The organism is Cobetia amphilecti (assembly GCF_020217465.1).
Taxonomy (GTDB): Bacteria; Pseudomonadota; Gammaproteobacteria; order Pseudomonadales; family Halomonadaceae; genus Cobetia; species Cobetia amphilecti.
Genome location: NZ_CP084115.1, coordinates 3,231,144 through 3,255,552 on the forward strand (window position 1 = coordinate 3,231,144; position 24,409 = coordinate 3,255,552).

The 24,409-nt window shown below is 63.4% G+C and carries 19 protein-coding genes; 14 read left to right on the top strand and 5 right to left on the bottom strand.

Annotated features, from left to right (window positions below; translation table 11 throughout):
• Window positions 1–52 precede the first annotated feature (52 nt).
• On the top strand, window positions 53–1,420 hold the full coding sequence (locus tag LCW13_RS13590) for a replication-associated recombination protein A (RefSeq protein ID WP_153636423.1): 1,368 nt from the start codon (window positions 53–55) through the stop codon (window positions 1,418–1,420).
• Window positions 1,421–1,551: 131 nt separating this feature from the next.
• Here LCW13_RS13590 and lolA read toward each other — a convergent pair whose 3' ends face one another.
• Together lolA and LCW13_RS13600 are read right to left on the bottom strand one after the other, a co-directional pair.
• On the bottom strand, window positions 1,552–2,220 hold the full coding sequence (gene lolA / locus LCW13_RS13595) for an outer membrane lipoprotein chaperone LolA (RefSeq protein WP_054555615.1): 669 nt from the start codon (window positions 2,218–2,220) through the stop codon (window positions 1,552–1,554).
• Window positions 2,221–2,413: 193 nt separating this feature from the next.
• Window positions 2,414–6,502, bottom strand: coding sequence for a DNA translocase FtsK (locus LCW13_RS13600; protein ID WP_225347170.1), 4,089 nt, complete (start codon window positions 6,500–6,502; stop codon window positions 2,414–2,416).
• A 170-nt stretch (window positions 6,503–6,672) separates the two neighbouring features.
• On the opposite strand from LCW13_RS13600, the gene aat reads away from it, so the two are divergent.
• The 3 genes from aat (at window position 6,673) to infA (ending at window position 8,802) form a co-directional block, all read left to right on the top strand.
• Window positions 6,673–7,389 (top strand): leucyl/phenylalanyl-tRNA--protein transferase, encoded by a 717-nt coding sequence (gene aat / locus LCW13_RS13605; protein WP_225347171.1) that lies wholly within the window; start codon window positions 6,673–6,675, stop codon window positions 7,387–7,389.
• Window positions 7,390–7,425: 36 nt separating this feature from the next.
• On the top strand, window positions 7,426–8,229 hold the full coding sequence (locus tag LCW13_RS13610; protein WP_054555616.1) for an arginyltransferase: 804 nt from the start codon (window positions 7,426–7,428) through the stop codon (window positions 8,227–8,229).
• Between the two features lie 354 nt (window positions 8,230–8,583).
• Window positions 8,584–8,802, top strand: a complete 219-nt coding sequence (gene infA, locus LCW13_RS13615) for a translation initiation factor IF-1 (protein ID WP_024953359.1) — start codon at window positions 8,584–8,586, stop codon at window positions 8,800–8,802.
• A 575-nt stretch (window positions 8,803–9,377) separates the two neighbouring features.
• Here infA and clpA read toward each other — a convergent pair.
• The 3 genes from clpA to icd all read right to left on the bottom strand — a co-directional run bounded on the left by clpA (window position 9,378) and on the right by icd (window position 13,839).
• Window positions 9,378–11,642 carry an ATP-dependent Clp protease ATP-binding subunit ClpA gene (gene clpA, locus LCW13_RS13620; protein ID WP_043333850.1) on the bottom strand — a complete coding sequence of 755 codons (2,265 nt, stop codon included), beginning with the start codon at window positions 11,640–11,642 and terminating at the stop codon, window positions 9,378–9,380.
• 33 nt (window positions 11,643–11,675) lie between these two features.
• Complete coding sequence (gene clpS, locus LCW13_RS13625) at window positions 11,676–12,077, bottom strand: ATP-dependent Clp protease adapter ClpS (RefSeq protein ID WP_225347172.1); 402 nt, start codon at window positions 12,075–12,077, stop codon at window positions 11,676–11,678.
• Between the two features lie 499 nt (window positions 12,078–12,576).
• Complete coding sequence (gene icd, locus LCW13_RS13630; protein WP_043333852.1) at window positions 12,577–13,839, bottom strand: NADP-dependent isocitrate dehydrogenase; 1,263 nt, start codon at window positions 13,837–13,839, stop codon at window positions 12,577–12,579.
• Between the two features lie 100 nt (window positions 13,840–13,939).
• Here icd and LCW13_RS13635 point away from each other — a divergent pair, with 100 nt between their 5' ends.
• From LCW13_RS13635 to LCW13_RS13680, 10 genes are all read left to right on the top strand, one after another.
• Complete coding sequence (locus LCW13_RS13635) at window positions 13,940–14,743, top strand: pseudouridine synthase (RefSeq protein ID WP_153636424.1); 804 nt, start codon at window positions 13,940–13,942, stop codon at window positions 14,741–14,743.
• Entirely contained in the window at window positions 14,743–15,192 is a 450-nt protein-coding gene (locus tag LCW13_RS13640) for an NUDIX domain-containing protein (protein ID WP_043333853.1), read from the top strand. The genes LCW13_RS13635 and LCW13_RS13640 overlap by 1 nt, the downstream gene beginning before the upstream one ends.
• Before the next feature lie 201 nt (window positions 15,193–15,393).
• The gene (mnmA, locus tag LCW13_RS13645; protein WP_054555617.1) at window positions 15,394–16,575 is read left to right on the top strand and encodes a tRNA 2-thiouridine(34) synthase MnmA; all 1,182 of its coding nucleotides are present in this window, start codon (window positions 15,394–15,396) and stop codon (window positions 16,573–16,575) included.
• A complete protein-coding gene (gene hflD, locus LCW13_RS13650) occupies window positions 16,572–17,207 on the top strand; it encodes a high frequency lysogenization protein HflD (RefSeq protein ID WP_043333854.1) in 636 nt (211 codons plus the stop codon). Before mnmA ends, hflD begins: the two co-directional genes overlap by 4 nt.
• Window positions 17,208–17,356: 149 nt before the next feature.
• A complete protein-coding gene (gene purB, locus LCW13_RS13655; RefSeq protein WP_192837462.1) occupies window positions 17,357–18,724 on the top strand; it encodes an adenylosuccinate lyase in 1,368 nt (455 codons plus the stop codon).
• Between the two features lie 257 nt (window positions 18,725–18,981).
• Window positions 18,982–20,226 (top strand): cupin domain-containing protein, encoded by a 1,245-nt coding sequence (locus LCW13_RS13660; RefSeq protein WP_054555618.1) that lies wholly within the window; start codon window positions 18,982–18,984, stop codon window positions 20,224–20,226.
• Window positions 20,223–20,654 carry a GNAT family N-acetyltransferase gene (locus LCW13_RS13665; protein ID WP_225347173.1) on the top strand — a complete coding sequence of 144 codons (432 nt, stop codon included), beginning with the start codon at window positions 20,223–20,225 and terminating at the stop codon, window positions 20,652–20,654. Before LCW13_RS13660 ends, LCW13_RS13665 begins: the two co-directional genes overlap by 4 nt.
• A gap of 338 nt (window positions 20,655–20,992) precedes the next feature.
• The gene (locus LCW13_RS13670; protein ID WP_225347174.1) at window positions 20,993–21,763 is read left to right on the top strand and encodes a hypothetical protein; all 771 of its coding nucleotides are present in this window, start codon (window positions 20,993–20,995) and stop codon (window positions 21,761–21,763) included.
• A 197-nt stretch (window positions 21,764–21,960) separates the two neighbouring features.
• Window positions 21,961–23,271, top strand: coding sequence for an isocitrate lyase (aceA, locus tag LCW13_RS13675; protein ID WP_225347175.1), 1,311 nt, complete (start codon window positions 21,961–21,963; stop codon window positions 23,269–23,271).
• A 488-nt stretch (window positions 23,272–23,759) separates the two neighbouring features.
• Window positions 23,760–24,263, top strand: coding sequence for an outer membrane lipoprotein (locus tag LCW13_RS13680; RefSeq protein WP_052384587.1), 504 nt, complete (start codon window positions 23,760–23,762; stop codon window positions 24,261–24,263).
• Window positions 24,264–24,409: the final 146 nt, after the last annotated feature.

The window sequence follows — 24,409 nt, forward strand, 5'->3', positions numbered from 1 at the left end:
CGGCCATGATGAGCGCAATACTGCCCCACGCCTGCCGGAGCCAGACTCGCCGATGGATCTTTTTGCCGATACCGCCTCGAATTCCCATGCGCCACTGGCCTTCCGCATGCGTCCCCGCACCCTGGATGACTACATCGGACAGACAGCGTTGGTCGGGCCTGACATGCCGCTGCGCCAGATGGTGGCCTCCGGCGTGGTGCGCTCGATGATCCTGTGGGGGCCGCCGGGGGTCGGCAAGACGACGCTGGCCGAGATTCTCGCCAAGGGCTGTGATGCCCATCTGGAGCAGCTCTCGGCGGTGATGGCCGGCGTCAAGGACATCCGCGAGGTGGTGGAGCGCGCCAGACACTTCCAGGCCAGCGATCGCCAGACGGTGATGTTTCTCGATGAGATCCACCGCCTCAACAAGAGCCAGCAGGATGCCCTGTTGCCGCATGTGGAATCCGGCCTGCTGACGCTGATCGGCGCGACCACCGAGAACCCGTCCTTCGAGGTCAACTCGGCCCTGCTGTCACGGGCGCGGGTCTATGTGCTCAAGGCCCTGGAGACGGACGACCTGATCGAGGTACTGACGCGCGCCCTGCAGGATGAGGTCAACGGCCTCGGCAAGCGTCATATCGAAGCCAGCCGCGAGACGCTGACCCGCATCGCGCGCTCGGCCTCCGGCGATGCACGCCGCGCCCTCGGCCTGCTGGAGACTGCCTGTGACTTCGTGCGTCGTGAGCCAGACGCCCAGGGGGGAACGCGCGAGATACTCGAGGACAGCTCGCTGGAGGCCGTGCTGGGCCATCAGGCCTCCAGCTTCGACAAGCAGGGCGATGACTATTACGACCTGCTGTCGGCGATCCACAAGTCGATACGCTCCTCGCGGCCCGACGCGGCGCTGTTGTACATGGCGCGCTTCATGGATGGCGGCGGCGACCCGCTGGATGTCGTGCGGCGCCTGACGGCGATTGCCTCCGAAGATGTCGGCAACGCCGACCCACGCGCCCTGCCGCTGACCATCGCCGCCTGGGACGCCTATCTGCGCCTCGGTGACTACGAGGGCCAGCGCGCCATCGCCCATGCGGCGATCCACCTGGCCATCGCGCCCAAGAGCAATGCCATCGAGGTGGCCTGGAAGGAAGCCAAGGCCTTCGTGCGCCAGCAGCCCCACTTCGGGGTGCCGGTCTACCTGCGCAATGCCCCGACCACGCTGATGAAGGAGCTGGGCATGGGCGAAGGCTATCGCTATGCCCACAACGAGCCCAATGGCTATCCGGCCGGCCGCTCCCACGATGCCTGGCCAGAAGAGCTGCCGACCCAGCAGTTCTACCGCCCGACCCAGCATGGCGGTGAGAAGCGCTTCGCCGAGATTGAGCGCTGGCGCCGCGAGCAGGACGCCGCCGCAGACCGTGGCGAGACGCCCGGACAAAGCTGATCAGCGGCGAATCCTGCGCGCACATGGCTGCAGAGTCGCGACTGGCACAGACAAGAACGCCCGGACCAGAAGGTCCGGGCGTTCTTGTCTGGTCAAGCGTATTCAGGATTTGCGCTGCACCTTGGGCGTGATCACTGCTCGCGAATGACGTCGGCGCCTTGCGGGATCTGGAACACGAAACGACTATCCTGCAGCGACGGGTTGTACTGCACGTTGCTGAAGTCGATCGCCGTACGCTGGCCGGTGGAATCCGCCATCTGCAGCATGTCGAGCTGCTCGCTGTCGAAGGTCAGCTTGAGGCTTTCAAACAGCGTATCGGCCTGTTTGGGCGTCAGCGTGAAGGTCTCACGCGCGCCCTGCTGCTGACGCTTGACCGCATAGTTGGCGGTCAGCTCACTGGCACGACCGGACAGCAACAGCGCCGGCGTGTGGGTGACGCGCTCATCCAGCGGCTGCACGGTGACCTGCTCGAGGTCCGGGTCATGCAGATAGACTTCCTTGCCGTCCGACACCACTTCCTGACGGTACGGCGCATCGACGCTCCAGCGGAACTTGCCCGGGCGCGACAGCCACATCTTGCCCTTGGCTTCCTGCAGACGCTGACCGGAGGCATCGAGGATCTGCTGATCGAAGTCGGCTGCATAGGTCTTGAGCGGCTCCAGCAGGCGCGACAGGCGATCGCCTGCCGATTCCTCGGCGTGCGCTGGCAGAGCGGCCATGCCCAACATCAGCGCGGCGCCCAGCCCCTTGGCCAGACGAGCGGTCAACGAAGAAGCGAAAGAACGGGACAATGTCTTCATGAAACTCCTTGCGATGAGGAAGACCAGTGGCAAGCCTCGGCACCGAGGCCCTGCAGCTGACCATCATCATTTCAGCGATTCGGGATGATTGCTGCCAATATCCTGCTGGCAGTGATCTGTTATCTGATGTCTTTGACACGAAGGGGAGCAAAAAGCTCCCCTTCGTGTGTTTCAGCGACCAGGCCGGCGGCGGCTAGCCGCTGTGGTTGGGCGCGATCACTTCCCGCGAGCCATTGGTGCCCATCGCGGAGACGACGCCCGCCATCTCCATCGCCTCGACCAGACGCGCGGCGCGGTTGTACCCGATCTTGAAGCGACGCTGCACGGCAGAGATGGAGGCACGACGCGACTCGACCACATAGGCCACGGCCTCATCGTAGAGCGCATCCTGCTCGGCATCGCTGTCCTCGCCTTCAGCCTCGAGGCCGGCCAGCGCATCCGCCTGCACACCACCGGTGAGGATCTCCTCGATGTACTCCGGCGAGCCGCGACGCTTCCAGTCATCGACCACACGGTGAACCTCGTCATCATCGACGAAGGCACCATGAACGCGCGTCGGCATGCCGGCACCGGCCGGCAGGTAGAGCATGTCACCGTGACCCAGCAGGTCCTCGGCGCCGCCCTGATCGAGGATGGTGCGCGAGTCGATCTTGGAGGAGACCTGGAAGGCCATGCGCGTCGGGATGTTGGCCTTGATCAGGCCGGTCACCACGTCCACCGACGGACGCTGGGTGGCCAGAATCAGGTGAATCCCCGCGGCGCGCGCCTTCTGGGCCAGACGTGCGATCAACTCCTCGACCTTCTTGCCGACGATCATGAACATGTCGGCAAACTCGTCGATCACCACCACGATGTAGGGCAGCTTGGCGAGCACCGGCGGATGCTGGTGCATCTCCCAGGGCTGCGGCTCCCACAGCGGGTCAGCGATCTGGGCGCCATGTGCCTCGGCTTCATCGATCTTGGCATTGAAGCCGGCCAGGTTGCGCACGCCCATGGCGGCCATCAGCTTGTAGCGACGCTCCATCTCGGCGACACACCAGCGCAGGGCGTTGGCGGCCTCCTTCATGTCGGTCACCACCGGCGCCAGCAGATGCGGAATGCCGTCATAGACCGACAGCTCCAGCATCTTGGGGTCGACCATGATCATGCGCACTTCGTCCGGCGTGGCCTTGAGCAGCATCGAGATCAGCATCGAGTTGATGCCGACTGACTTGCCCGAACCGGTGGTACCGGCGACCAGCAGGTGTGGCATCTTGCCGAGGTTGGCCACGACAGGCGCGCCACCGATATCCTGCCCCAGCGCCAGGGTGACCGGAGATTCCGCCAGCTGATAGGCATCGGAATCGAACACTTCGCGCAGGCGAATCATGGCGCGGTTGGGGTTGGGGATCTCGATGCCGACCGTCGGACGGCCCGGAATCACCTCGACCACACGCACGCTCTTGACCAGCAGCGAACGCGCCAGGTCCGTCGACAGGTTGGAGATCTTGGACGCCTTGACGCCCGGCGCCGGCTGAATCTCGAAGCGTGTGATGACCGGCCCCGGCCAGACATCCGCCACCTCGGCCTTGACGCCATACTCGCGCAGACGCACCACCAGCAGCTCGGCCATCTGGTCGAGCTCTTCTTCGCTGTAGTTGGGCTTCTGGGCATCCGGCGGCGTCAGCAGACTCAGCTGCGGCAGGTCCCCTTCCGGCTCGTCCTCGTGATCGGCGCCTTCATGGCGCTGACTCTGCATGTGCTCCACGGTCCACAGGGTCGGGCCGGAGGGATCACTGGCAGCCGCCTGCGCATCTTCCGCCGTCGCCAGACGACCACCGCCCGGCACCATGCCGGACTCATCGCCGTCATAGGCCCAGGAAGGACGCTCGGCCGTTGCGGGGGTCGCTTCCGGCGTGGCTGTCGGCGCCTCGAAAGGCGGCACATGCTCGGCCTGAGGCGCCACGGAATCGGGCTCCGCTGGTGCGACCGGCTCGGCCGGTTGATGAGGCGCTGCAGGCTGACGCGGCTCAGGGGCATGCTGCGGCGGCGTGGCAGACGGGCTGCTCGGCGCCGCAGGCGCGTCTGCCTGTGTCGGCGCGTTGCCCGTCGGCTGCTCGAAGGCATCATCCCAGGAGACGACCGCCTTGCGAGCGGGAGTCTCGGAAGCGGCCGCCGCGACACCGGCCGCCATCACACCCGCACCGGCAGCCAGCCCTGCGGCCGTGGCGAATTGACCACCACTGCCGGGCAGGGGCGCATCATCGTCGTCCCTGGGCTCCGGCGGTTGATTGCGGCTATCCGGCGCGGCATCACTGCGCTCGCGCGCAAGTTGCGCGTCGCGCTCACGCTGTGCCTCTTTCTCAAGCTGCGCCTGCTGCTCGAGCTGTGCCTGCTTTTCGAGCTGCGCTTGTCGCTCTGCCGCTTGCTGCTCGGCTGCACGCTGCGCTTTCTGTTCAGCTTCGCGCTGCGCCTCCTGTTCTGCCAAGCGCTGCGCTTCCTGTTCAGCCAAGCGCTGCGCTTCCTGCTCGCGAGCCAGCTCTTGAGCCTGAGCTTGTGCCTGAGACGGAGCCTTGTGAGCTTCGGCCTCGCTCTGCGCCTGAGCGTCTTGCGCCGTGTCGTGTCGGGCGGTCTCATGACGAGCCGTGTCGTGACGAGCGGTCGGTGCAAAGGCTGAGGCGGCGTCCCAGGCAGCAGGGGCAGCCGTACTGTCGGAGGCTGATGCCGTATCTTCGGCGGCAGGGGCTGGCGTCGCCGCCTTGGGAGCCTGCGTGGTGACTGAGGCGTCAGCATGACGCTGGCGCTCGGCCTCAATGGCAGCGGCTTGCGGCAGACGGGAGCGCGTGACATCGGCATGCGCGACACGCGGCGCGGAGGCGGCCTCTGCCGCCACGGCGGTCTTCAGGGCCGCGGCCAGATCAACCCCTTCGATGCTGACATTGGCGCTCTGCACCGTCATGCGCTCGGTGTAGGCAGCGCCCGGCACCTTGGCGGAAGGCGTGGTTTCAGCGGTCTGCCACGGGATATCGGTGCTGCGGTCATCCGCGAAGTCATCGCGAGCGCTGATGGCCTCGTCGGTGCCGCCATCCAGAGACGGCTCGACACGGCGCTGGCCGCGCGGCTCGGCGGCGATGCCTTCTGCCTCCTGACGGCGACCAAGCAGAATCTCGTCGCTGTCCTCGTCCCACTCATCCTCACGGGCACGGCGGCCCGGCAGCAGACGCTGCCACCAGCTCAGTCTGGGGGCCGGGTCGCGATCCGAGTCATCCTCTTCACCGTCCTCGTGCGTCAGCGACTCTTCGGCGTAGGCTGCCTCGTCATCGTAGGCGTCCTGATCGTCGCGGCGACTGTTGAAGCGCTCGGCGAACCAGCCGGACACCCGCATGCAGCCATTGCCCAGCTCATCCATGACCGTCAGCCACGACATGCCGGTAAACAGCGTGAAGCCGCACAGGAAGCTGGCCATCGCGACCAGTACCGTGCCGCCCATGCCGATCAATGGCGTCAGTGCCCCGGCGATGCCCTTGCCGAGAATGCCGCCCGCGCCGTTGGTCAGCTGGCTGTCGGGGCTGTAGAACTGGATATCGCCGATGACGCAGGTCGCCATGATCAGCAGGAACAGGCCGCCAGCGCGCACCGCGATGGTCGTCGGGTCCCACACCAGCTCTGTACTGGGCTGACGCATCAGGCGCCAGGCACCGAAGCCCAGCATTGCCGGCCACCACAGGGCACTGCCGCCAAACAGCGAATACAGCACGTCTGACAGCCAGGCACCGATGCTGCCCATCCAGTTGCTGGGCGTGAGTTCAGGGCCGCTGTAGGACCAGCCGGGGTCCGTCGGCGCATAGCTGAACAGCGCCAGAAGCATGAAGACGCATAGGCTGAGCATGAGAATGACCACGCCTTCACGGCTGACGCCCTGCAGGGTGGTGGTCAGGCGTGACGGTGGTCGCGCTGCCTTCTCCGCACGCTGCTCGGCGCGGATGGCCTGGCGTTCGGCGCGTTCGGCCTGACGCTCGGCGCGGCGCTGGGCTGCAGGGCTCTCTTCCTGCACGCGCGGCTTGTTTCTGGCCTTGGCAGCAGGCTGGCCGCTGGCGTCCTTCCTCGCGGGCTTGCCCGAGACGCGCGGCGTCTTGCGTGCCGGGCTGGACTCAGTGGCCGAAGCACCGCGCAGACGCGCGAAGAAGCCCGGCGAGTCCGCTTTCTGACGGGCACGCTTCCTGGGTGTTGCTGCCGCACGGCGGCTACGGGTTTCAGGCTTGGCCTGTTCCCGACTTGTCTTTCTGGCACTCTTGGCAGTCAAGTCGCCATCCCCCTTGCACCTTGTGGGCGATTTTCCATGTACCTTCAGCCGGTTATCATAACCATTCGATGGCAGTGACGTCATAATTGCCGATTCACGTCTGCTCATGACGCCAAGGCGCCAGGAGCCCATTGCTCCGTGCATGTTCCCGAACCGACAAGAGGCTGCCCATGCTTCCCTGGCTTCCCCCTGCCCCTGTCCGCTTTCCGCATGCTTCCACCGCCCTGAGCGAGCCCGACGGCCTGCTGTGTGCAGGGGGCGAACTCAGTCCCGAGTGGCTGCTGGCGGCCTACCCCCGCGGCATATTTCCCTGGTTCAGTCCGGGTGACCCCATCCTGTGGTGGTCACCGGACCCACGCATGGTGCTCAAGCCAGAGGAAGTCCGTGTACGCCGCAGTCTGGCCAAGCGCCTGCGCAATGCAGGCCTGAGCTACAGTATCGACCGCGACTTTACCGGTGTGATCAATGCCTGTGCCAGCATTCCTCGCGATGGCCAGGCAGGCACGTGGATATTGCCAGAAATGCAGCGGGCCTACATCGCCCTGCATGCCATGGGACATGCCCACAGCGTTGAAGTCTGGCAGGGCGATTCTCTGGTGGGCGGCCTGTATGGCGTCGCCTGTGGACGCATCTTCTTCGGCGAGTCGATGTTCTCGCGCGTGCCCGATGCCTCGAAACTGGCGCTGGTGATCCTGTGCCAGGAATTGAAGGCACGGGATTTTCCGTTGATCGACTGTCAGATGCATACTCCGCACCTGGCAAGTCTTGGCGCCCGCAGCATCGCCCGCAGCGATTTCATCAGCTATCTTGACCAGTATGCCACTGGCCAAGGGCATGAGGGCAAGTGGTCACTGACATCCTGGCCCACGCAGCACGCCCGGGAATGATGGCCACGGCAATTCCAAGAGGGAGATGATGCAACGGTGAGCAGCAATACCCCCAAGCAACCGCAACGCGATCTGCGCTTCTTTCTGACGGTACCGCACGCCTGCAGCTATCTGGAAGGCCGCCAGGCGACCACGCTGTTTCTCGATCCGCAGGAAGCGCCCAATTCCGGTGTCTATGACGCCCTTGCCCTGCTCGGCTTTCGTCGCAGCGGCTCTCATCTCTATCGTCCGCATTGCGGTGATTGCCGTGCCTGCATTTCCGTACGCGTGCCGATCGCCGACTTCACGCCCAACCGCACCCAGAAGCGTCTGGTGCGTCGCAATGCCGACCTGGTCATCGAAGAGGGGCCAGCACTCTTCGACCCCGAGCATTATCGCCTCTACGCCCACTACATCCGCAGCCGTCATGCGGATGGCGACATGTTCCCGCCCAGTCATGAGCAGTATCGCACCTTCCTCACCTCCCGCGATGACTATGCCCGCCTGGTGAGCTTTCGCCTCGATGGCCGTCTGGTGGCCGTCGCCGCCATGGACCGCATGAGTCATGGCCTGTCCGCCATCTATACCTTCTACGATCCCGATGAGTCACTGAATCAGCGCTCGCTGGGGACCTACGCGGTGCTGTGGCAGATTGAGCAGGCACGCCGCGAAGGCCTGACCCACCTCTATCTGGGCTACTGGATCCGCGATTGCCGCAAGATGAACTACAAGCAGCATTTCCAGCCGCTCGAGTATCTGGATGGCAGCCACTGGCGGCGACGCATACCGGCCAACCATACCGACAGCCATCTGCCACTGAGCCTGGTCAAGCAAGGCGCGTCAGTGACATCCGGCGAGTGACGCGCTGAGCTCATTGCATGGGCTCTTTCGACGCGCTCTCCAGGCGCCCTCTCGACGCAAGCGCTCCGACAACGCTATGGTGACGCAACGCTCAGCTGGCAGGGGCTCATCAGACAGCGCTGAGTGCCGACCAACCGCCTGCCGAGAGTTGCCCCGGCGCAAGATGCCGATTTTTATCTTCCTCCTGAGCTGCCCACAGGCGCTCAAGGAACGTACAATCGCGCTTCGACTTTGCCTTGCCGCCGCCCTTACGGCACAATATCGCGTATCGAAGTCCCGAATCGGGCACTTTTTGTGCTGAGGCGGCTCGGAACTACCAGCAGTATTCCCTGTAATAAGTGAGGATCAGCCTATATGGCGCGTGAAGATCATATTGAAATGGAAGGCGTCATCGTCGACACCCTTCCGAACACCACTTTCCGTGTTGAACTGGAAAACGGCCACATCGTGACCGCTCACATCTCCGGCAAGATGCGCAAGAACTACATCCGCATCCTGACTGGCGACAAGGTCAAGGTTGAGCTGACTCCGTACGACCTGTCCAAGGGCCGTATCGTCTACCGTTCGCGCTAAGCACGGTCAGACTGCCCTGCCGGTTGCCATGCCATCGATCACTCTGTACGTCCTGGACCTGCATGCGATCATCATGACACCGGCTGGCTGAACCGGTCGTTCCCGGCACCTCAGGCACCAGCGTCACCTCCGCCTGAACCCTCCGCCCGGACCCGGAACGCATCGAGGTTGCAAGACTTGCCCTTCGCGGCGAGACACCCGCCACCTCGATGGCGTATGCCTGAGTATTCCGATGATGCCGCCTTGTCCCATGAATGCGTCTTGAGCCCGAACGCCAATCTGGCCTTCGCTCCCATTCAATGATGACAGGCGGCTCATCCCCGCTGGGCATCTTCTCCCCCCAGTACGCATTCGCTTCCCCCGATACGCATTCGCCTCCTCCAGTACTCATCCAACTCCCCGCCCTTCCCTTGAGGATGGCGAGCCCCTTGGCGTGCGCGCGTGTCCAGCTTGAGCAATCGACTTCATGCTCGCTACGTGCGGACAGCTTGCTGACTGACAGGCATAAAAAACGGCCAGTGCTTGAGCACTGACCGTTCATGTCGACCCTTCAGGGCAGCAAGCTGAGCGTCAGATCACGCCATTTCCGCTTCCGTTTCCAGGTGCAGCTCGCCGTTGTCGACCGTGACATGCACGATGCCGCCCGACTCGGACAGGTCGCCGAACAGGATCATCTCTGCCAGCGGCTTCTTGAGCTTCTCCTGAATCACGCGTGCCATCGGGCGAGCCCCCATTGCCGGGTCATACCCGAGAGTCGCCAGCAAGTCGCGCGCCTCATCAGCGACATCCAGCTGCACACGCTTCTCATCCAGCTGCGCCTGCAGTTCGACCAGGAACTTGTCGACCACATTGCGCACCACGGCGAGATCCAGCGCGCCGAACTGGATGATGCCATCCAGACGGTTGCGGAATTCCGGCGAGAACGTCTTGCGGATGACTTCCATGGCGTCGGTGGAGTGATCCTGGTGCTTGAAGCCGATGGAGCGACGCGCCACCTGCTCGGCACCCGCATTGGAGGTCATCACCAGAATGACGTTGCGGAAGTCCGCTTCGCGACCGTTGTTGTCGGTCAGGCGGCCGTGGTCCATCACCTGCAGCAGCAGGTTGAAGACTTCCGGGTGTGCCTTCTCGATCTCATCAAGCAACAGCACGCAGTGCGGCTGCTTGGTGATGGCTTCGGTCAACAGACCACCCTGGTCATAACCGACGTAGCCCGGCGGTGCCCCGATGAGGCGCGAGACGGTGTGGCGCTCCATGTACTCGGACATGTCGAAGCGCACCAGCTCGATGCCCATCAGCGCCGCCAGCTGACGAGCGACCTCGGTCTTGCCGACCCCTGTCGGGCCAGCGAACAGGAAGCTGCCCACCGGCTTGTCCGGCGCCTTGAGGCCTGCACGCGACAGCTTGATCGCTGCGGACAGCCCGGTGATGGCGTCGTCCTGCCCGAAAACCAGCATCTTGAGATCGCGCTCGAGGTTGGACAGCAGCTTCTTGTCGGAACTGGAGACCGTCTTCGGCGGAATGCGGGCGATGGAGGCGACGATCGCCTCGACCTGCTCGGTATCGATGGTGTCGACGCGGATGCTCTCCGGCAGCAGGCGCTGGTGGGCACCGGCCTCGTCGATCACGTCGATGGCCTTGTCCGGCAGCTGACGGTCGTTGATGTAGCGGTCTGCCAGACGCACTGCCGTTTCCAGCGAGGCATCGGTGTACTTGATGGCATGGTGCTCCTCGAAGCGACCACGCAGCCCCTTGAGGATGCGGATGGTGTCATCCACCGACGGCTCCATGACATCGACCTTCTGGAAGCGGCGCGCCAGGGCGCGGTCCTTCTCGAAGATGCCACGGAATTCCTGGAAGGTGGTGGAACCGATGCAACGCAGCTCGCCGGAAGACAGCAGCGGCTTGAGCAGGTTGGAGGCATCCATCACGCCACCGGACGCGGCACCCGCACCGATGACGGTGTGGATCTCATCGATGAACAGGATCGAGTTCGGTTCCTTGCGCAGCTCCGCCAGCAGCGACTTGAGACGCTTCTCGAAGTCACCGCGGTACTTGGTGCCGGCCAGCAACGCCCCGAGATCCAGCGAGTAGACCACGGCTTCCTTGATGACGTCCGGCACGTCCTCCTCGACGATGCGCTTGGCGAGACCTTCCGCGATGGCGGTCTTGCCGACACCGGCCTCACCGACCAGCAGCGGGTTGTTCTTGCGGCGACGCACCAGAATCTGCACCACGCGCTCGAGCTCGCCATCGCGACCGATCAGCGGGTCGATCTTGCCCAGACGCGCCTGCTCGTTGAGGTTGGTGGCGTAGTTGGTCAGCGGGTTGTTGCCGCCTTCGCTGCTCGCCTCTTCGCTCTCTTCATTCTCGACCGACGCCTGGGGCGTCTGGGTGTGACCCGCGACCTTGGAGATGCCATGCGCGATGTAATTGACCGCGTCCACACGCGCGACATTCTGCTGCTTGAGGAAGTAGACGGCCTGACTTTCCTGCTCGGAGAAGATGGCCACCAGCACGTTGGCGCCGGTCACTTCACTCTTGCCGGAGGATTGCACGTGGAAGACGGCACGCTGCAGGACGCGCTGGAAGCCCAGCGTCGGCTGCGTCTCGCGGTCTTCCTGCTCTTCCGGAATCAGCGGGGTGGTGGAATTGATGAAGTCCTGAAGGTCGACTCGCAGCTTGTCCAGATTGGCACCACAGGCGCGCAGGACATCGGCAGCGGAGGCATTGTCCAGCAGTGCCAGCAGGAGGTGTTCCACGGTCATGAATTCGTGGCGTTTGGAACGTGCCACGGTGAAGGCCGTGTTCAGGGTCAGTTCAAGTTCTTTGCTCAACATGGCAAGTCCCCTCTAGGCCGCGTCTTGGACGGATCACTCCGCCCGGTCGATGTCGCACAGCAGCGGATGCTGGCACTCTCGAGCATATTGATTGACTTGGTGGCATTTCGTTTCCGCGATGTCGCGACTGAAGATGCCACAGGTTCCTTTTCCCTGATGATGGACAGCGAGCATGATCTGTACTGCCTGCTCCTGATCCTTGTTGAAAAAGGTGGTCAGCACCTCCACGACGAAGTCCATCGGCGTGAAGTCATCATTGTGCAGAACGACCTTGTACATGGGCGGTGGAGCCAGTTCAGGCTCAGCGGTCTCGAATGCCAGATCACCTTCGTGGTCTTCCTGGTATCCGGGTGCCTGAGCCGACGGGGCCTGATTGCTGATCGACAGTGTCTCCAGAAAGGGAGGACTGCCGCGCGATGTCTCTGTCTTGAACATAAGGGGCTGATCCGGTGAACACAAGCCGTGACGAAGCAGATTGCCTCAACGCGCCGCGGAGAAGGTCAAGCGCTGCCACGTCGTCTCAATGTGGGTGTGATAAGGAAAAGATGGGGGCTTGTCGATCTGGTTGCAAGCTTTAGTCGCGCACGCCTGAGCGTACACGTTCATGCCTGCATCGCGACGCTCTGACATGAATGCGGACATTTGCATGCATTTTCGCTCACATACGCGACAGACACCTCTCGACAGGCGTCGCCAACCGGCGACCCACTCAAGCGTCTCGCCGCTCAATGAAGCCCGCAATGCTTCCGCACAGAACCCCCGCGCAGAACGCTCCACGCAGAACGCACAGGAGTGGCAATCGTTGGCAGCAGACTGAGCGCGCAACCGAGAAGCTTCCATCTCAAACGCAAGAAGGCCCCCGGACATGTCCGGGGGCCTTCTGCTGAAACCTGTCACGCAACCTGATGCCTGGGCATCAGATCAACGCAGGGTCTCAGGCATCCATGTTGTCAGCAACAGCCTGACCGAACTCGGAGCACTTCAGCAGCTTGGCATCGTCCATCAGGCGATGGAAGTCATAGGTGACTTCGCCCTTGGCGATGGCCTTCTCGACGCCTTTCAGCACGAGATCAGCCGCTTCGACCCAACCCATGTGACGCAGCATCATCTCGGCAGAGAGGATGACGGAGCCCGGGTTGACCTTGTCCTGGCCAGCGTACTTCGGTGCAGTACCGTGAGTCGCTTCGAACATGGCGACGGTGTCGGACAGGTTGGCACCCGGCGCGATACCGATACCACCCACTTCCGCCGCCAGAGCGTCGGACAGGTAGTCACCGTTCAGGTTCAGGGTGGCGATGACGTCATATTCCGCCGGACGCAGCAGGATCTGCTGGAGCATGGCGTCAGCGATGACGTCCTTGACCACGATGTCCTTGCCGTTGTTCGGGTTCTTGAAGGTCATCCACGGGCCGCCATCCAGCAGCTCGCCGCCGAACTCGTCCTTGACGATTTCGTAGCCCCAGTCCTTGAAGGCACCTTCGGTGAACTTCATGATGTTGCCCTTGTGCACCAGGGTCAGCGACTCACGGTCGTTGTCGATGGTGTACTGGACAGCCTGACGGACCAGACGCTTGGTACCTTCTTCGGAGACCGGCTTGACGCCGATACCGCAGTTCTCCGGGAAGCGGATGTTGGTGACACCCATCTCTTCACGCAGGAACTTGATGACCTTGTCGGCTTCCGGCGTTCCCGCTTTCCATTCGACACCGGCATAGATGTCTTCGGAGTTTTCGCGGAAAATGACCATGTCGACGTCAGCCGGCTTCTTGACCGGGCTCGGCACACCAGTGAACCAGCGCACCGGGCGCAGGCAGGTGTACAGATCCAGCTTCTGACGCAGAGCGACGTTCAGGGAGCGAATACCACCGCCCACCGGAGTGGTCAGCGGACCCTTGATGGAAACGATGTAATCCTTGACAGCCTCGAGAGTCTCTTCCGGCAGCCAGGTGTCAGCATCATAAACGTGAGTGGCTTTTTCACCGGCGTAGACTTCCATCCAGTGAATCTTGCGCTCGCCGCCATAGGCCTTGTCGACAGCAGCGTCGATGGCAATCTTCATGGCCGGAGTCACGTCCACACCGATACCATCGCCTTCGATGAACGGGATGATCGGATTATTCGGAACGTTGAGGGTATTGTCGGAATTTGCGGTGATCTTGGCACCGCCTTCCGGGACGACAATCTTCTGGAACCCCATTGATAACTCCCCTGTCATGGATTCAGTGGAGGCGCGAGTATAGCACCCGTGCCGCTTCTCACAGTAGGCTTATACGGCAGCCGCGACAAAAGTCTAAACCATGTCTCTCATATATCTGCTTCACAAGCCTTACCGCGTCCTGACCCAGTTCACCGACCGCGATCAGGGCCGCCAGACACTCGCTGACTTCATCGACGTACCGGATGTCTATGCCGCCGGGCGCCTCGACTATGACTCCGAGGGACTGCTGCTGCTCACCAGTGATGGCGCACTCTCCCACCAGATCGCGCACCCGAAGAAGAAGCAGCCCAAGACCTACTGGGTACAGGTGGAAGGTGCCCCTGACGAGCAGGCCATCGCCGCGCTGCGTGCCGGTGTCGAACTCAAGGATGGCATGACGCGCCCAGCCAAAGTGCGGCGCATCGAGCCTCCCGAGTTGCCTGACAGGCAACCCCCTGTGCGCTTCCGTGCGAGCATTCCGACCCACTGGCTGGAGATCATCATCAGCGAAGGTCGCAATCGCCAGGTGCGCCGCATGACCGCCCACGTCGGCCTGCCGACCCTGCGCTTGATCCGCGCGGCCATCGGGCCGTGGAAGCTCGACGGCCTTGCCCCCGGTGAATGGCGCAGCGAGGAAGTCGAGATGCCTGCGCCACCTCGTCGCGAGTCCCGCTCGCCACGCCACAAGGGCGCGACTGGCAAGCCGGGCGAGCGCCGCACCGGCAACGCTGGCCCCCGGGGCAGTGACAATAGAGGCAACAGCGCGGGCAAGAGCGGCAAGGGCTCAGGTCGGGGTTCCCGTCGGAGTTCTGGCCAGACTGAAGGCAAGGGTTCAGGCAAGACACCCGGCGCCCGCGCCCCCTCCCGTCGTCCCTCATCCCCCAAGAAAGGAAGGAAATCCTGATGGCTGCTCGCTGGACCCCGAATGTCACCGTCGCCTGCGTCGTCGAACGCGCCGGGCGCTACCTGATCGTCGAGGAAGACAAGGGCGGGCCCTGCACGGTGTTCAACCAGCCGGCCGGCCATCTCGAACCCCATGAGCGCATCATCGACGGCGTGCAACGCGAAGTGCGCGAGGAAACCGCCTGGCGCATCCTGCTGACCGGCTATCTCGGCCTCTATGTGCACGTGGCCGAGGACGGCACCCACTTCCACTCCCACAGTTTCGAGGCCGCCGCCCTTGAGCACCTGTGCACGCCGCTGGACCCTGACATCGTCAGAACGCACTGGCTGTCGCTTGAGGAGATCGAGCAGCTCGAGGACATGGGCCGCCTGCGCAGCCCGCTGGTGACCCGGCGTATTCGCGACAGCCAACGTGGCAAGCGTTTCCCGCTGGATGTGCTGCACGATTGAGCGATTGCCCGCGCCGGAAGTCCGCCGCCGGGCGTGCTGTCGAGCGGCGCTTGCGGCCCTGTGCGGCAGACGGCGCAGGCGGGGTGAATCCCACCCCCGCATTCAGGTATAATCCCGCCCATTCAAGCGGCGCCAGAATGACGGGGCTGCCGCCTCCCCTGTTTGTGACAACCCGCGGCCATGCGGGTGACGAGAGAACTGATGACCGCTGAAACCGGTACCGGAACCAAGGTCATCGTCGGCATGTCCGGCGGTGTCGACTCCTCCGTCTCTGCCCTGTTGTTGATGGAGCAGGGCTACCACGTCGAAGGCCTGTTCATGAAGAACTGGGACGAAGACGACGGTAGCGAATACTGCACCGCCCTCGAAGACCTGGCCGATGCCCAGGCCGTGTGCGACAAGCTCGGCATCAAGCTGCACACCGCCAACTTCGCCGCGGAGTACTGGGACAACGTCTTCGAGCACTTCCTGGCCGAGTACAAGGCCGGTCGCACGCCGAATCCCGACATCCTGTGCAACCGCGAGATCAAGTTCAAGGTCTTCCTCGAGTATGCCGAGATGCTGGGCGCCGAGCTGATCGCCACCGGTCACTACGTGCGTGGCGGCGTGCGTGATGGTCTCCCGCGCCTGCTCAAGGGCCTGGACACCAACAAGGACCAGAGCTACTTCCTGCATGCCGTGCCGCAGGCGGCCATCGCGCGCACCCTGTTCCCGGTCGGCGAGCTCGAGAAGCACGAAGTACGCGCCATCGCCGAGAAGCATGAGCTGATCACCGCGCGCAAGAAGGATTCCACCGGTATCTGCTTCATCGGCGAGCGGCGTTTCGCCGACTTCCTCAAGCAGTACCTGCCCGCTCAGCCCGGCAAGATCGAGACCCCCGATGGCGATGTCATCGGCGAGCACATGGGCCTGATGTACTACACCCTCGGCCAGCGCCAGGGGCTGGGAATCGGTGGCCTCAAGCGCTATCCGGACGCGCCCTGGTTCGTGTGTGCCAAGGACCTGGAGCGCAACGTGCTGATCGCCGTGCAGGGCAAGCACCACGACCTGCTCTACACTCAGGCGTTGAGCACCGAATCCGTCGACTGGGTCGCCGGCGAGCCGCCGCAGACCGATGCCAATGGCGAGCTGCGCATTCGCTGCAAGAACCGCTATCGCCAGGAAGACCAGGCCGCGACCTTGATCGTCAATGACGGCCAGCGTGTCGAGGTGCGTTTCGATGAACCGCAACGCGCCGTCACGCCCGGCCAGTCTGCCGTCTTCTATCTCGGCGACATCTGTCTGGGCGGCGGCGTGATCGATGCCGCCTGGAAACTTCCGGCGGCGGACGCCAGCGCTTCCACCGCCCCGCTCTCTGGCCCCGAGGAGTCCGCCGCGCAATGACCAGCGTGCCGATCCGTCCCGTCACTGATACCACTACCCGCCAGGCACTGTCGCTGGCGGGCGTCTTCCAGGCAGCCGCGCTGGTCGATGAGCTGGCCCGCCACGGCCAGTGCGATGAGCGCGCCTGGGAAACCCTGGTCAATGCCACGCTGGATACCAATCCGGAAAGCTTCGAAGCCATCTACGGCGGACACCATAACCGCCTGCGGCTCGGCATCGACACCGTCAGTGCGGTGATGGAACGTCGCCAGGTCTCGCCCGTGGTGATGCGTTACGGCTTCTCGCTGGTGATGCTGATGAGCAAGCTCAAGAAGGACCCGGACATGCTGGACAAGCTGGGCGCGGGCCTGACGCGCATCCAGGGCCAGGCCGAGCACTTCGGGCCGACCCACGAGAACGTGATCGCAAGTCTGGGCGAGCTTTACCAGCAGACCCTCTCCACCTTCCGCTACCGGATCGTGGTGCAGGGCGACCCCGGCCTGCTGCAGCAGCGCATGATGCCGGAACGCATCCGCTGCGCCCTGCTGGCAGGCGTGCGCTTCGCGCTGCTGTGGGACCAGCAGGGTGGCCGTCGCTGGAAGCTGGTCTTCCAGCGCAGCGCGCTCAAGAAGTCATTGCAGCAGCTGGGCTGAGCCCGCCTCCGCGCTCGCGCCAGCGCGTCACCTGACGCACCAGATTCACACCCGAATTCGCTTCAACAACGCTGGAGCCCATCAACCGGGCTCCGAGACACTTGAACCGGCAGCGCATCATGTCCTGCCACCATCGGAAGATTCTCATCATGCAGCTGTCCGCCCTCACCGCCCTGTCTCCCGTCGATGGCCGCTATGGCGCCAAGACCGAGGCCCTGCGCGAGCACTTCAGTGAATTCGGCCTGATCCGTGCCCGCGTCATCGTCGAGGTGCGCTGGTTGCAACGCCTGGCCGCCCACGCCGAGATCGCTGAAGTGCCGGCCTTCTCCGCGGATGCCAACGCCGTGCTGGATAGCATCGTCAGTGAATTCAGTGTCGAGGATGCCCAGCGCATCAAGGACATCGAACGCACCACCAACCACGACGTGAAGGCGGTCGAGTACTTCCTGAAGGAAAAGGTCGAAAGCAACGCCGAACTCAACGCCGTCACCGAGTTCATCCACTTCGCCTGCACCAGTGAAGACATCAACAACCTGTCTCATGCCCTGATGCTGCGTGGCGGCCTGGACAACGTGCTGCTGCCGCAGATGCGTGAAGTGACCGAAGCGATCGTCGCGCTGGCCCACCAGCACGCCGAACAGCCGATGCTGTCGCGCACCCATGGCCAGACGGCCAGCCCGACCACCCTCGGCAAGGAAATGGCCAACGTCGCTGCGCGTCTGCGTCGTCAGCTGGCGCAGATCGAACGCATCGAGATGCTCGGCAAGATCAACGGTGCCGTGGGCAACTACAACGCCCACCTGACCACCTATCCGGCCATCGACTGGGCGGCCAACGCCGAAACCTTCGTCGAGAGCCTCGGGCTGACCTTCAACCCGTACACTACCCAGATCGAGCCGCACGACTACATCGCCGAGCTGTTCGATGCCATCTGCCGCTTCAACACCATTCTGATCGACTTCGATCGTGACGTCTGGGGCTACATCTCGCTGGGTTACTTCAAGCAGCGTACCGTGGCCGGCGAGATCGGCTCTTCCACCATGCCGCACAAGGTCAACCCGATCGACTTCGAGAACTCCGAAGGCAATCTGGGCATCGCCAACGCCGTGCTGGGCCATCTGGCACAGAAGCTGCCGATCTCCCGCTGGCAGCGTGACCTGACCGACTCCACCGTGCTGCGCAACCTGGGTACCGGCCTGGCGCAGGGTCTGATCGCCTATCAGGCGACCCTGAAAGGCATCAGCAAGCTGGAAGCCAACCCGGAGCGCCTGAACGCCGATCTGGACAACAGCTGGGAAGTGCTGGCCGAGCCGATCCAGACCGTCATGCGTCGTTACGGCATCGAGAAGCCCTACGAGAAGCTCAAGGAGCTGACCCGTGGCAAGCGTATCGACCAGGCCGGTTTCGCCGCCTTCATCGAGACGCTGGAACTGCCGGACGACGTCAAGACCGAGCTGAAGGCACTGAGCCCGGCCAGCTACATCGGTAACGCCATTGCACAGGCCAAGGCGCTCTAAGCGGCGCAGGTTCACTGCAAGTCTCAAGACGCCGGGGCCTCTGCTCCGGCGTCATACATTACGCATTACGCAGCACGCTGAACGACACACTGGATTCACGACCACTGACGCTCTCCGTCAGTGGGCACGACATGCCACGCTCTCAAGGCTCGGCATGGAACGCATCGCCGTCTGCCATCCGGCAACACGGCTTCAACGACGTCATCGCGAGACCGCCGCCCCCTGACAGGCTGCCGTTCGCGTTCGAGAGGTTCTGCATGAGCACATCCCCCGCCCCCCGCGACACCGACACGCCACTGGCACTGTTGGGCGGCCTGAGCATCCGTGAATTCCTGCGCGATTACTGGCAGCAGAAGCCGCTGCTGATCCGCGGAGCCTTCGCAGACTTCGAGACGCCGCTGGAAGCCGATGAACTGGCCGGTCTGGCCTGTGAAGATGGCATCGAAGCCCGTCTGGTCGAGGAAAACGGCCCGGACAAGGCCTGGCAGGTCAGCCACGGCCCCTTCGATGAGGCGACCTTCGCGCGTCTCGACGCCAAGGACGACAGCCAGTGGAGCCTGCTGGTACAGGCGGTGGACCATTACGTCCCCGACGTCGCCGCGCTGTTCGAGCCCTTCACCTTCCTGCCGCGCTGGCGCCTCGATGACATCATGATCAGCTACGCGCCGACCGGTGGCAGCGTCGGCCCGCACCTGGACAACTACGATGTCTTCCTGCTGCAGGCCCAGGGCCAGCGTCATTGGCAGCTGGGCGGCATGCATGGTGACGACGCCGAGATCATCGATGGCATCGACCTGCGCATCCTCAAGCACTTCGAGGTCACTCCGGGCGAGGACTGGGTGCTGGAACCCGGCGACATGCTCTACGTGCCGCCGCGCCTGGCGCACCACGGTGTCAGCCAGTCCGATGACTGCATGACCATCTCCGTCGGCTTCCGTGCGCCTTCCGCCGATGAAGTCGTCACCTCCTACGCCGACTATCTGGGTGCCAGTCTGCCGGAATCGCTGCGCTACCGTGACCAGGGCATGGCACCGGTCGCCAATGCCGGCGAGCTGGACGACGCCTCGCTCGAGCGCGTGCGTGAGTTGCTGCTCAGCACGCTGGACAACCCGACCCAGCTGGCACAGTGGTTCGGTCGCTACATGACCCAACCCAAGTATCTGGAGCAGCTCGCCGCCCGCGAACCGGCCCTCAAGACGCATGAGCTGGTCGAGTATCTGGAAGATGAAGGCGTACTGGTGCGCTCCCTGGGCTCACGCTTCGCCTTCCGTCACGGCGAGAATGGCACCAGCACGCTGTTCGTCGATGGCGATGGCATCCTGGCCCCTCAGCCGCTGGCGGAAGCGCTGGCCTCCGATCAGCGCCTCACGGCGGTGTTGCTTGACTACACCACAGCAGACCTTGATCGCAGTGCCGTGGTCAGCCTGCTGACGGCGCTGATCAACCGCGGCAGCCTGATACTGGAATGCGACCTTCAGGACGAAGAGGACGATGAAGAATGAGTGACGCCATGATCAGCCTGGAACGGGGCGACTGGCAGACGTTGGGCAACGAGGCCAGCGAGATCCGCCGCGTCGTGTTCATCGAGGAACAGCAGGTACCGCAGAATGAGGAGTGGGACGGGCGCGATGACACCTGCGAACACTTCCTCGTGCATCTGGATGGCCGCACCGTCGGCACGGCCCGTCTGTTGCCGGACGGCCATGTCGGCCGCGTCGCCATCCTCTCCGAAGCGCGCGGACTGGGGCTTGGCCAACGCCTGATGGAAGCGGTCATCCATGCTGCGCGCCAGGCTGGTCATGCTGAAGTGCTACTGGATGCTCAGACCCATGCGCTGGAATTCTATCAACGCCTCGGCTTCACGGCTTACGGCGACGAGTTTCTCGATGCCGGCATACCGCACCGCAGCATGCGCTTGATTCTGAACTGAATTTTAGCGTCCGCCTTACAAAAACCGGCCCCATTTGGGGCCGGTTTTTTTGTGCCTTGAAGTTTCTTGTAGTCTGGCTACAACCCGCTCCTTGACCAAGTCATCATTCCCCAAGGCCCATGGATACTGACATCATGACGTCATTGATAAATATTAAAACGACTGTTTGTCGGCAGGAATTCCACAACGTTGAAACTGGTATAAAACGATCGTTTTAATGCGACCAAGGAATGAAAGACAGCACTCAATTTCGGAGCGATGCTAGAGATCAGGTCATTTACGCTGCACTGCGACATGACACGCTGCCCGACCCGGCACCGCCTTCAGGAGATTCGCCCATGCTCACCTCAGACTCACGAACGCAGACCACCCTGATGGGCGGTAGAGGTGACCAGGTACTCGGGCAGCCTGAGGATGCCGCTCTGGCCGAGCAATGGCACAACGCCGAGATCCGCACGCGGATTCTCAAGCTGGCACGTCCCCTCAAGGACCTGCTGCCACCGCAGACAGCGGAGTCGGTGGCGGCACAGGCGCAGACGATCTGCCATCTGAGTCGCGACCAGCGCTGGCAGCTTCCCGGCGAGCAGTGGCAACTGCGCTCACAGGGCAGCGGCTGGCAGCTGAAGTGCAATGGGAAGCTGAAGTGCAGTGTGCAGCCGGCAACCGCAGGCGAGACGCAGGACGCGCCTGACCAGCTGGCGCTTGCCGGACTCACCGATGACGTGACTGGGGTGCAGCTGGGCAACCGCCCGCTCCCTCGGGCCCTCTGGACCCTGGCCGCCGCGCGGCATCGCGGCGAACGTCATTCGGTGCTGGCCATTGCCCAGATCAGCAGCGTGCGCGAAGCGCTGTGCTGGGGAGAGCTGATCTCACGGCTGCGTGCGCCGGACGGCAGGCCGCCACGCATCGCCCTCACCCTCAGCCACTGCACGTTACCCACGCTGGAAGCCAGCCTGTACTTCCTGATGCCCTGGTTGGACAGCATCACGCTGACAGCGGCCCCCGGCCTGGAAACTGCCTGCCTTGGCGTGATCAAGGCTCGCTTCAGACTTGCTGAGCCAGCGGAGCTCGACAACGCCACCGACGACGCCTTCTGTCGCACGGCGTGACTCCACTGGTAACGCCTGAAAGATCAATAACAACAACAAACTGTCATGCAGCAACTCAAGACGCAGAGCACCGACACTCCCATTTCACGCGTCGCTCTCGCGTCGACCGCCAGACGAAAGACAAGCGAACAGACACAAGACACAGACAACACGCCAGGGGCTGAGCCCCGACGACGAAGCCATCAGGAGATGCCACCATGAGTCACACACGTGCCGATCAGATTGCCGCGCTCGAAAAGGACTGGGCCGAGAATCCGCGCTGGAAAGGGGTCACTCGCCCCTATTCCGCCGAGGATGTGGTGCGCCTGCGCGGTTCCGTTCCGGAAGCCAATACCCTGGCGACCCGCGGTGCCGAGAAGCTCTGGAAGCTGGTCAATGGTGATGCCAAGAAGGGCTACGTCAACTGTCTGGGCGCCCTGACCGGTGGCCAGGCCATGCAACAGGTGAAGGCCGGTATCGAGGCCATCTACCTGTCCGGCTGGCAGGTCGCCGCCGACAACAACACCAGTGAAGCCATGTACCCGGATCAGTCGCTCTATCCGGTGGATTCCGTGCCGACCGTGGTCAAGCGCATCAACAACACCTTCCGCCGCGCCGACCAGATCCAGTGGCAGAAAGGGGCCAATCCGGGCGATGCCGACTTCGTCGATTACTTCGCGCCTATCGTGGCGGATGCCGAGGCCGGTTTCGGTGGCGTGCTCAACGGCTACGAGCTGATGACCGCCATGATCCGTGCGGGTGCCTCCGGCGTGCACTTCGAGGACCAGCTGGCCTCGGTCAAGAAGTGTGGCCACATGGGCGGCAAGGTACTGGTGCCGACCCAGGAAGCGGTGCAGAAGCTGGTGGCCGCTCGCCTGGCTGCTGACGTGGCGGGTGTCCCGACCCTGGTCATCGCGCGTACCGATGCCAATGCCGCTGACCTGATCACCTCCGATGTCGACGACTACGACAAGCCGTTCCTGACCGGTGAGCGCTCCGACGAAGGCTTCTATCGTGTCAATGCAGGCCTGGATCAAGCCATTGCCCGCGGCCTGGCCTACGCGCCCTACTCCGACCTGATCTGGTGTGAAACCGCCAAGCCGGACCTCGAGGAGGCGCGCCGCTTCGCCGAAGCGATCAAGAAGGAATACCCGGACCAGCTGCTGGCCTACAACTGCTCGCCTTCCTTCAACTGGAAGAAGAACCTCGACGACGCCACCATCGCCAAGTTCCAGCAGGAACTGTCGGACATGGGCTACAAGTACCAGTTCATCACCCTGGCCGGTATCCACAACATGTGGTTCAACATGTTCGATCTTGCCTACGACTATGCGCAGGGCGAAGGCATGAAGCACTACGTCGAGAAGGTGCAGGAAGCCGAATTCGCCGCAGCCGAGAAGGGCTACACCTTCGTGGCGCACCAGCAGGAAGTCGGCACCGGCTACTTCGATGACATGACCAACGTCATTCAGGGCGGCAACTCCTCCGTCACCGCACTGACGGGCTCCACGGAAGAAGACCAGTTCTAGACCGCTGACATCACGGCATGGCACCTCGCAATGACCGGATTGCGCGAGGTGCCACTCGCAGACTGACCGAAGCCCGCTCACGCGGGCTTTTTCGTGCTTTACGCCTTGAATGCCCGCCGCGAATGTCCACCATCAGCAACGAACGCCCCTGCGCTGACATTCACTCGGTATGGCTCAAGAAGAAGTGCTCACGCGGAAGTACTTGCGTGGCAGCACTCATGCGCCGGTACTCACGTGGTCGGTACTCACGCGGTAGCACTCACGCGACCGGGAAGTGCAGAAGTTGCGTCACCTCAGCGTTTCAGGTCGGGAACCCGTCATGGTCGACGTGGTCTATAATGTTAAGAAACAGTGTTCTCGCACGCCCGTCGTGACAAGAACCTGCTGGCGGCCCAAGGAAGTGATCGCCTACCTGAGCCTTGCTCTCTCAGCCTCAGCATTCTCCATCACAACCTCAAGCTGCACCGCATCATGCGAGGAGACACACCATGACACTCTCACTGACTCACAAACGATCGACTGGCGCACGCCGCTGGCTGCCCGTGATCGCACTCGGCGTGCTGACGCTTGGCGGCTGCGCGAACAGCGACATCTACTCCGGCAACGTCTACACCGGCGATCAGGCCAAGCGCGCACAGTCCGTCAGCTACGGCACCATCACCTCGCTGCGCCCGGTGCAGATCCAGGCACAGGATGAAGGCAGCGGCGTGCTCGGTGGCCTGGGTGGTGCGGTCGTCGGCGGCCTGCTCGGCAGCCAGATCGGCGGCGGCTCCGGTCGTGCGATCGCCACTGCCGCGGGTGCCATCGGCGGTAGCGTGGCCGGCAAGTCGATCGCTGACAATGTCGACCAGATCGACGCCTACGAGATTGAAGTCCGCCGCGATGCCGGCGACAGCCTCATCGTCGTCCAGAAAGCCGACACCGCCTTCTCGGTTGGCCAACGTGTCCGCCTGGTCGGCTACGGCGCCAACCTGAGCGTCGCGCCTTACTGAGTCTCTCGACGGCTGGCGCTCCCTTGCCGGGACGCCAGCCGTTCTGATTCTGCGCCTTCAGCGACGCCTGTCGCAGCCCTGCGCGGGAAACGCCGCCACGCTCTCCCCATCTCGCCTGGCTCACGCATCCCCGCCTCTCTCGCGTC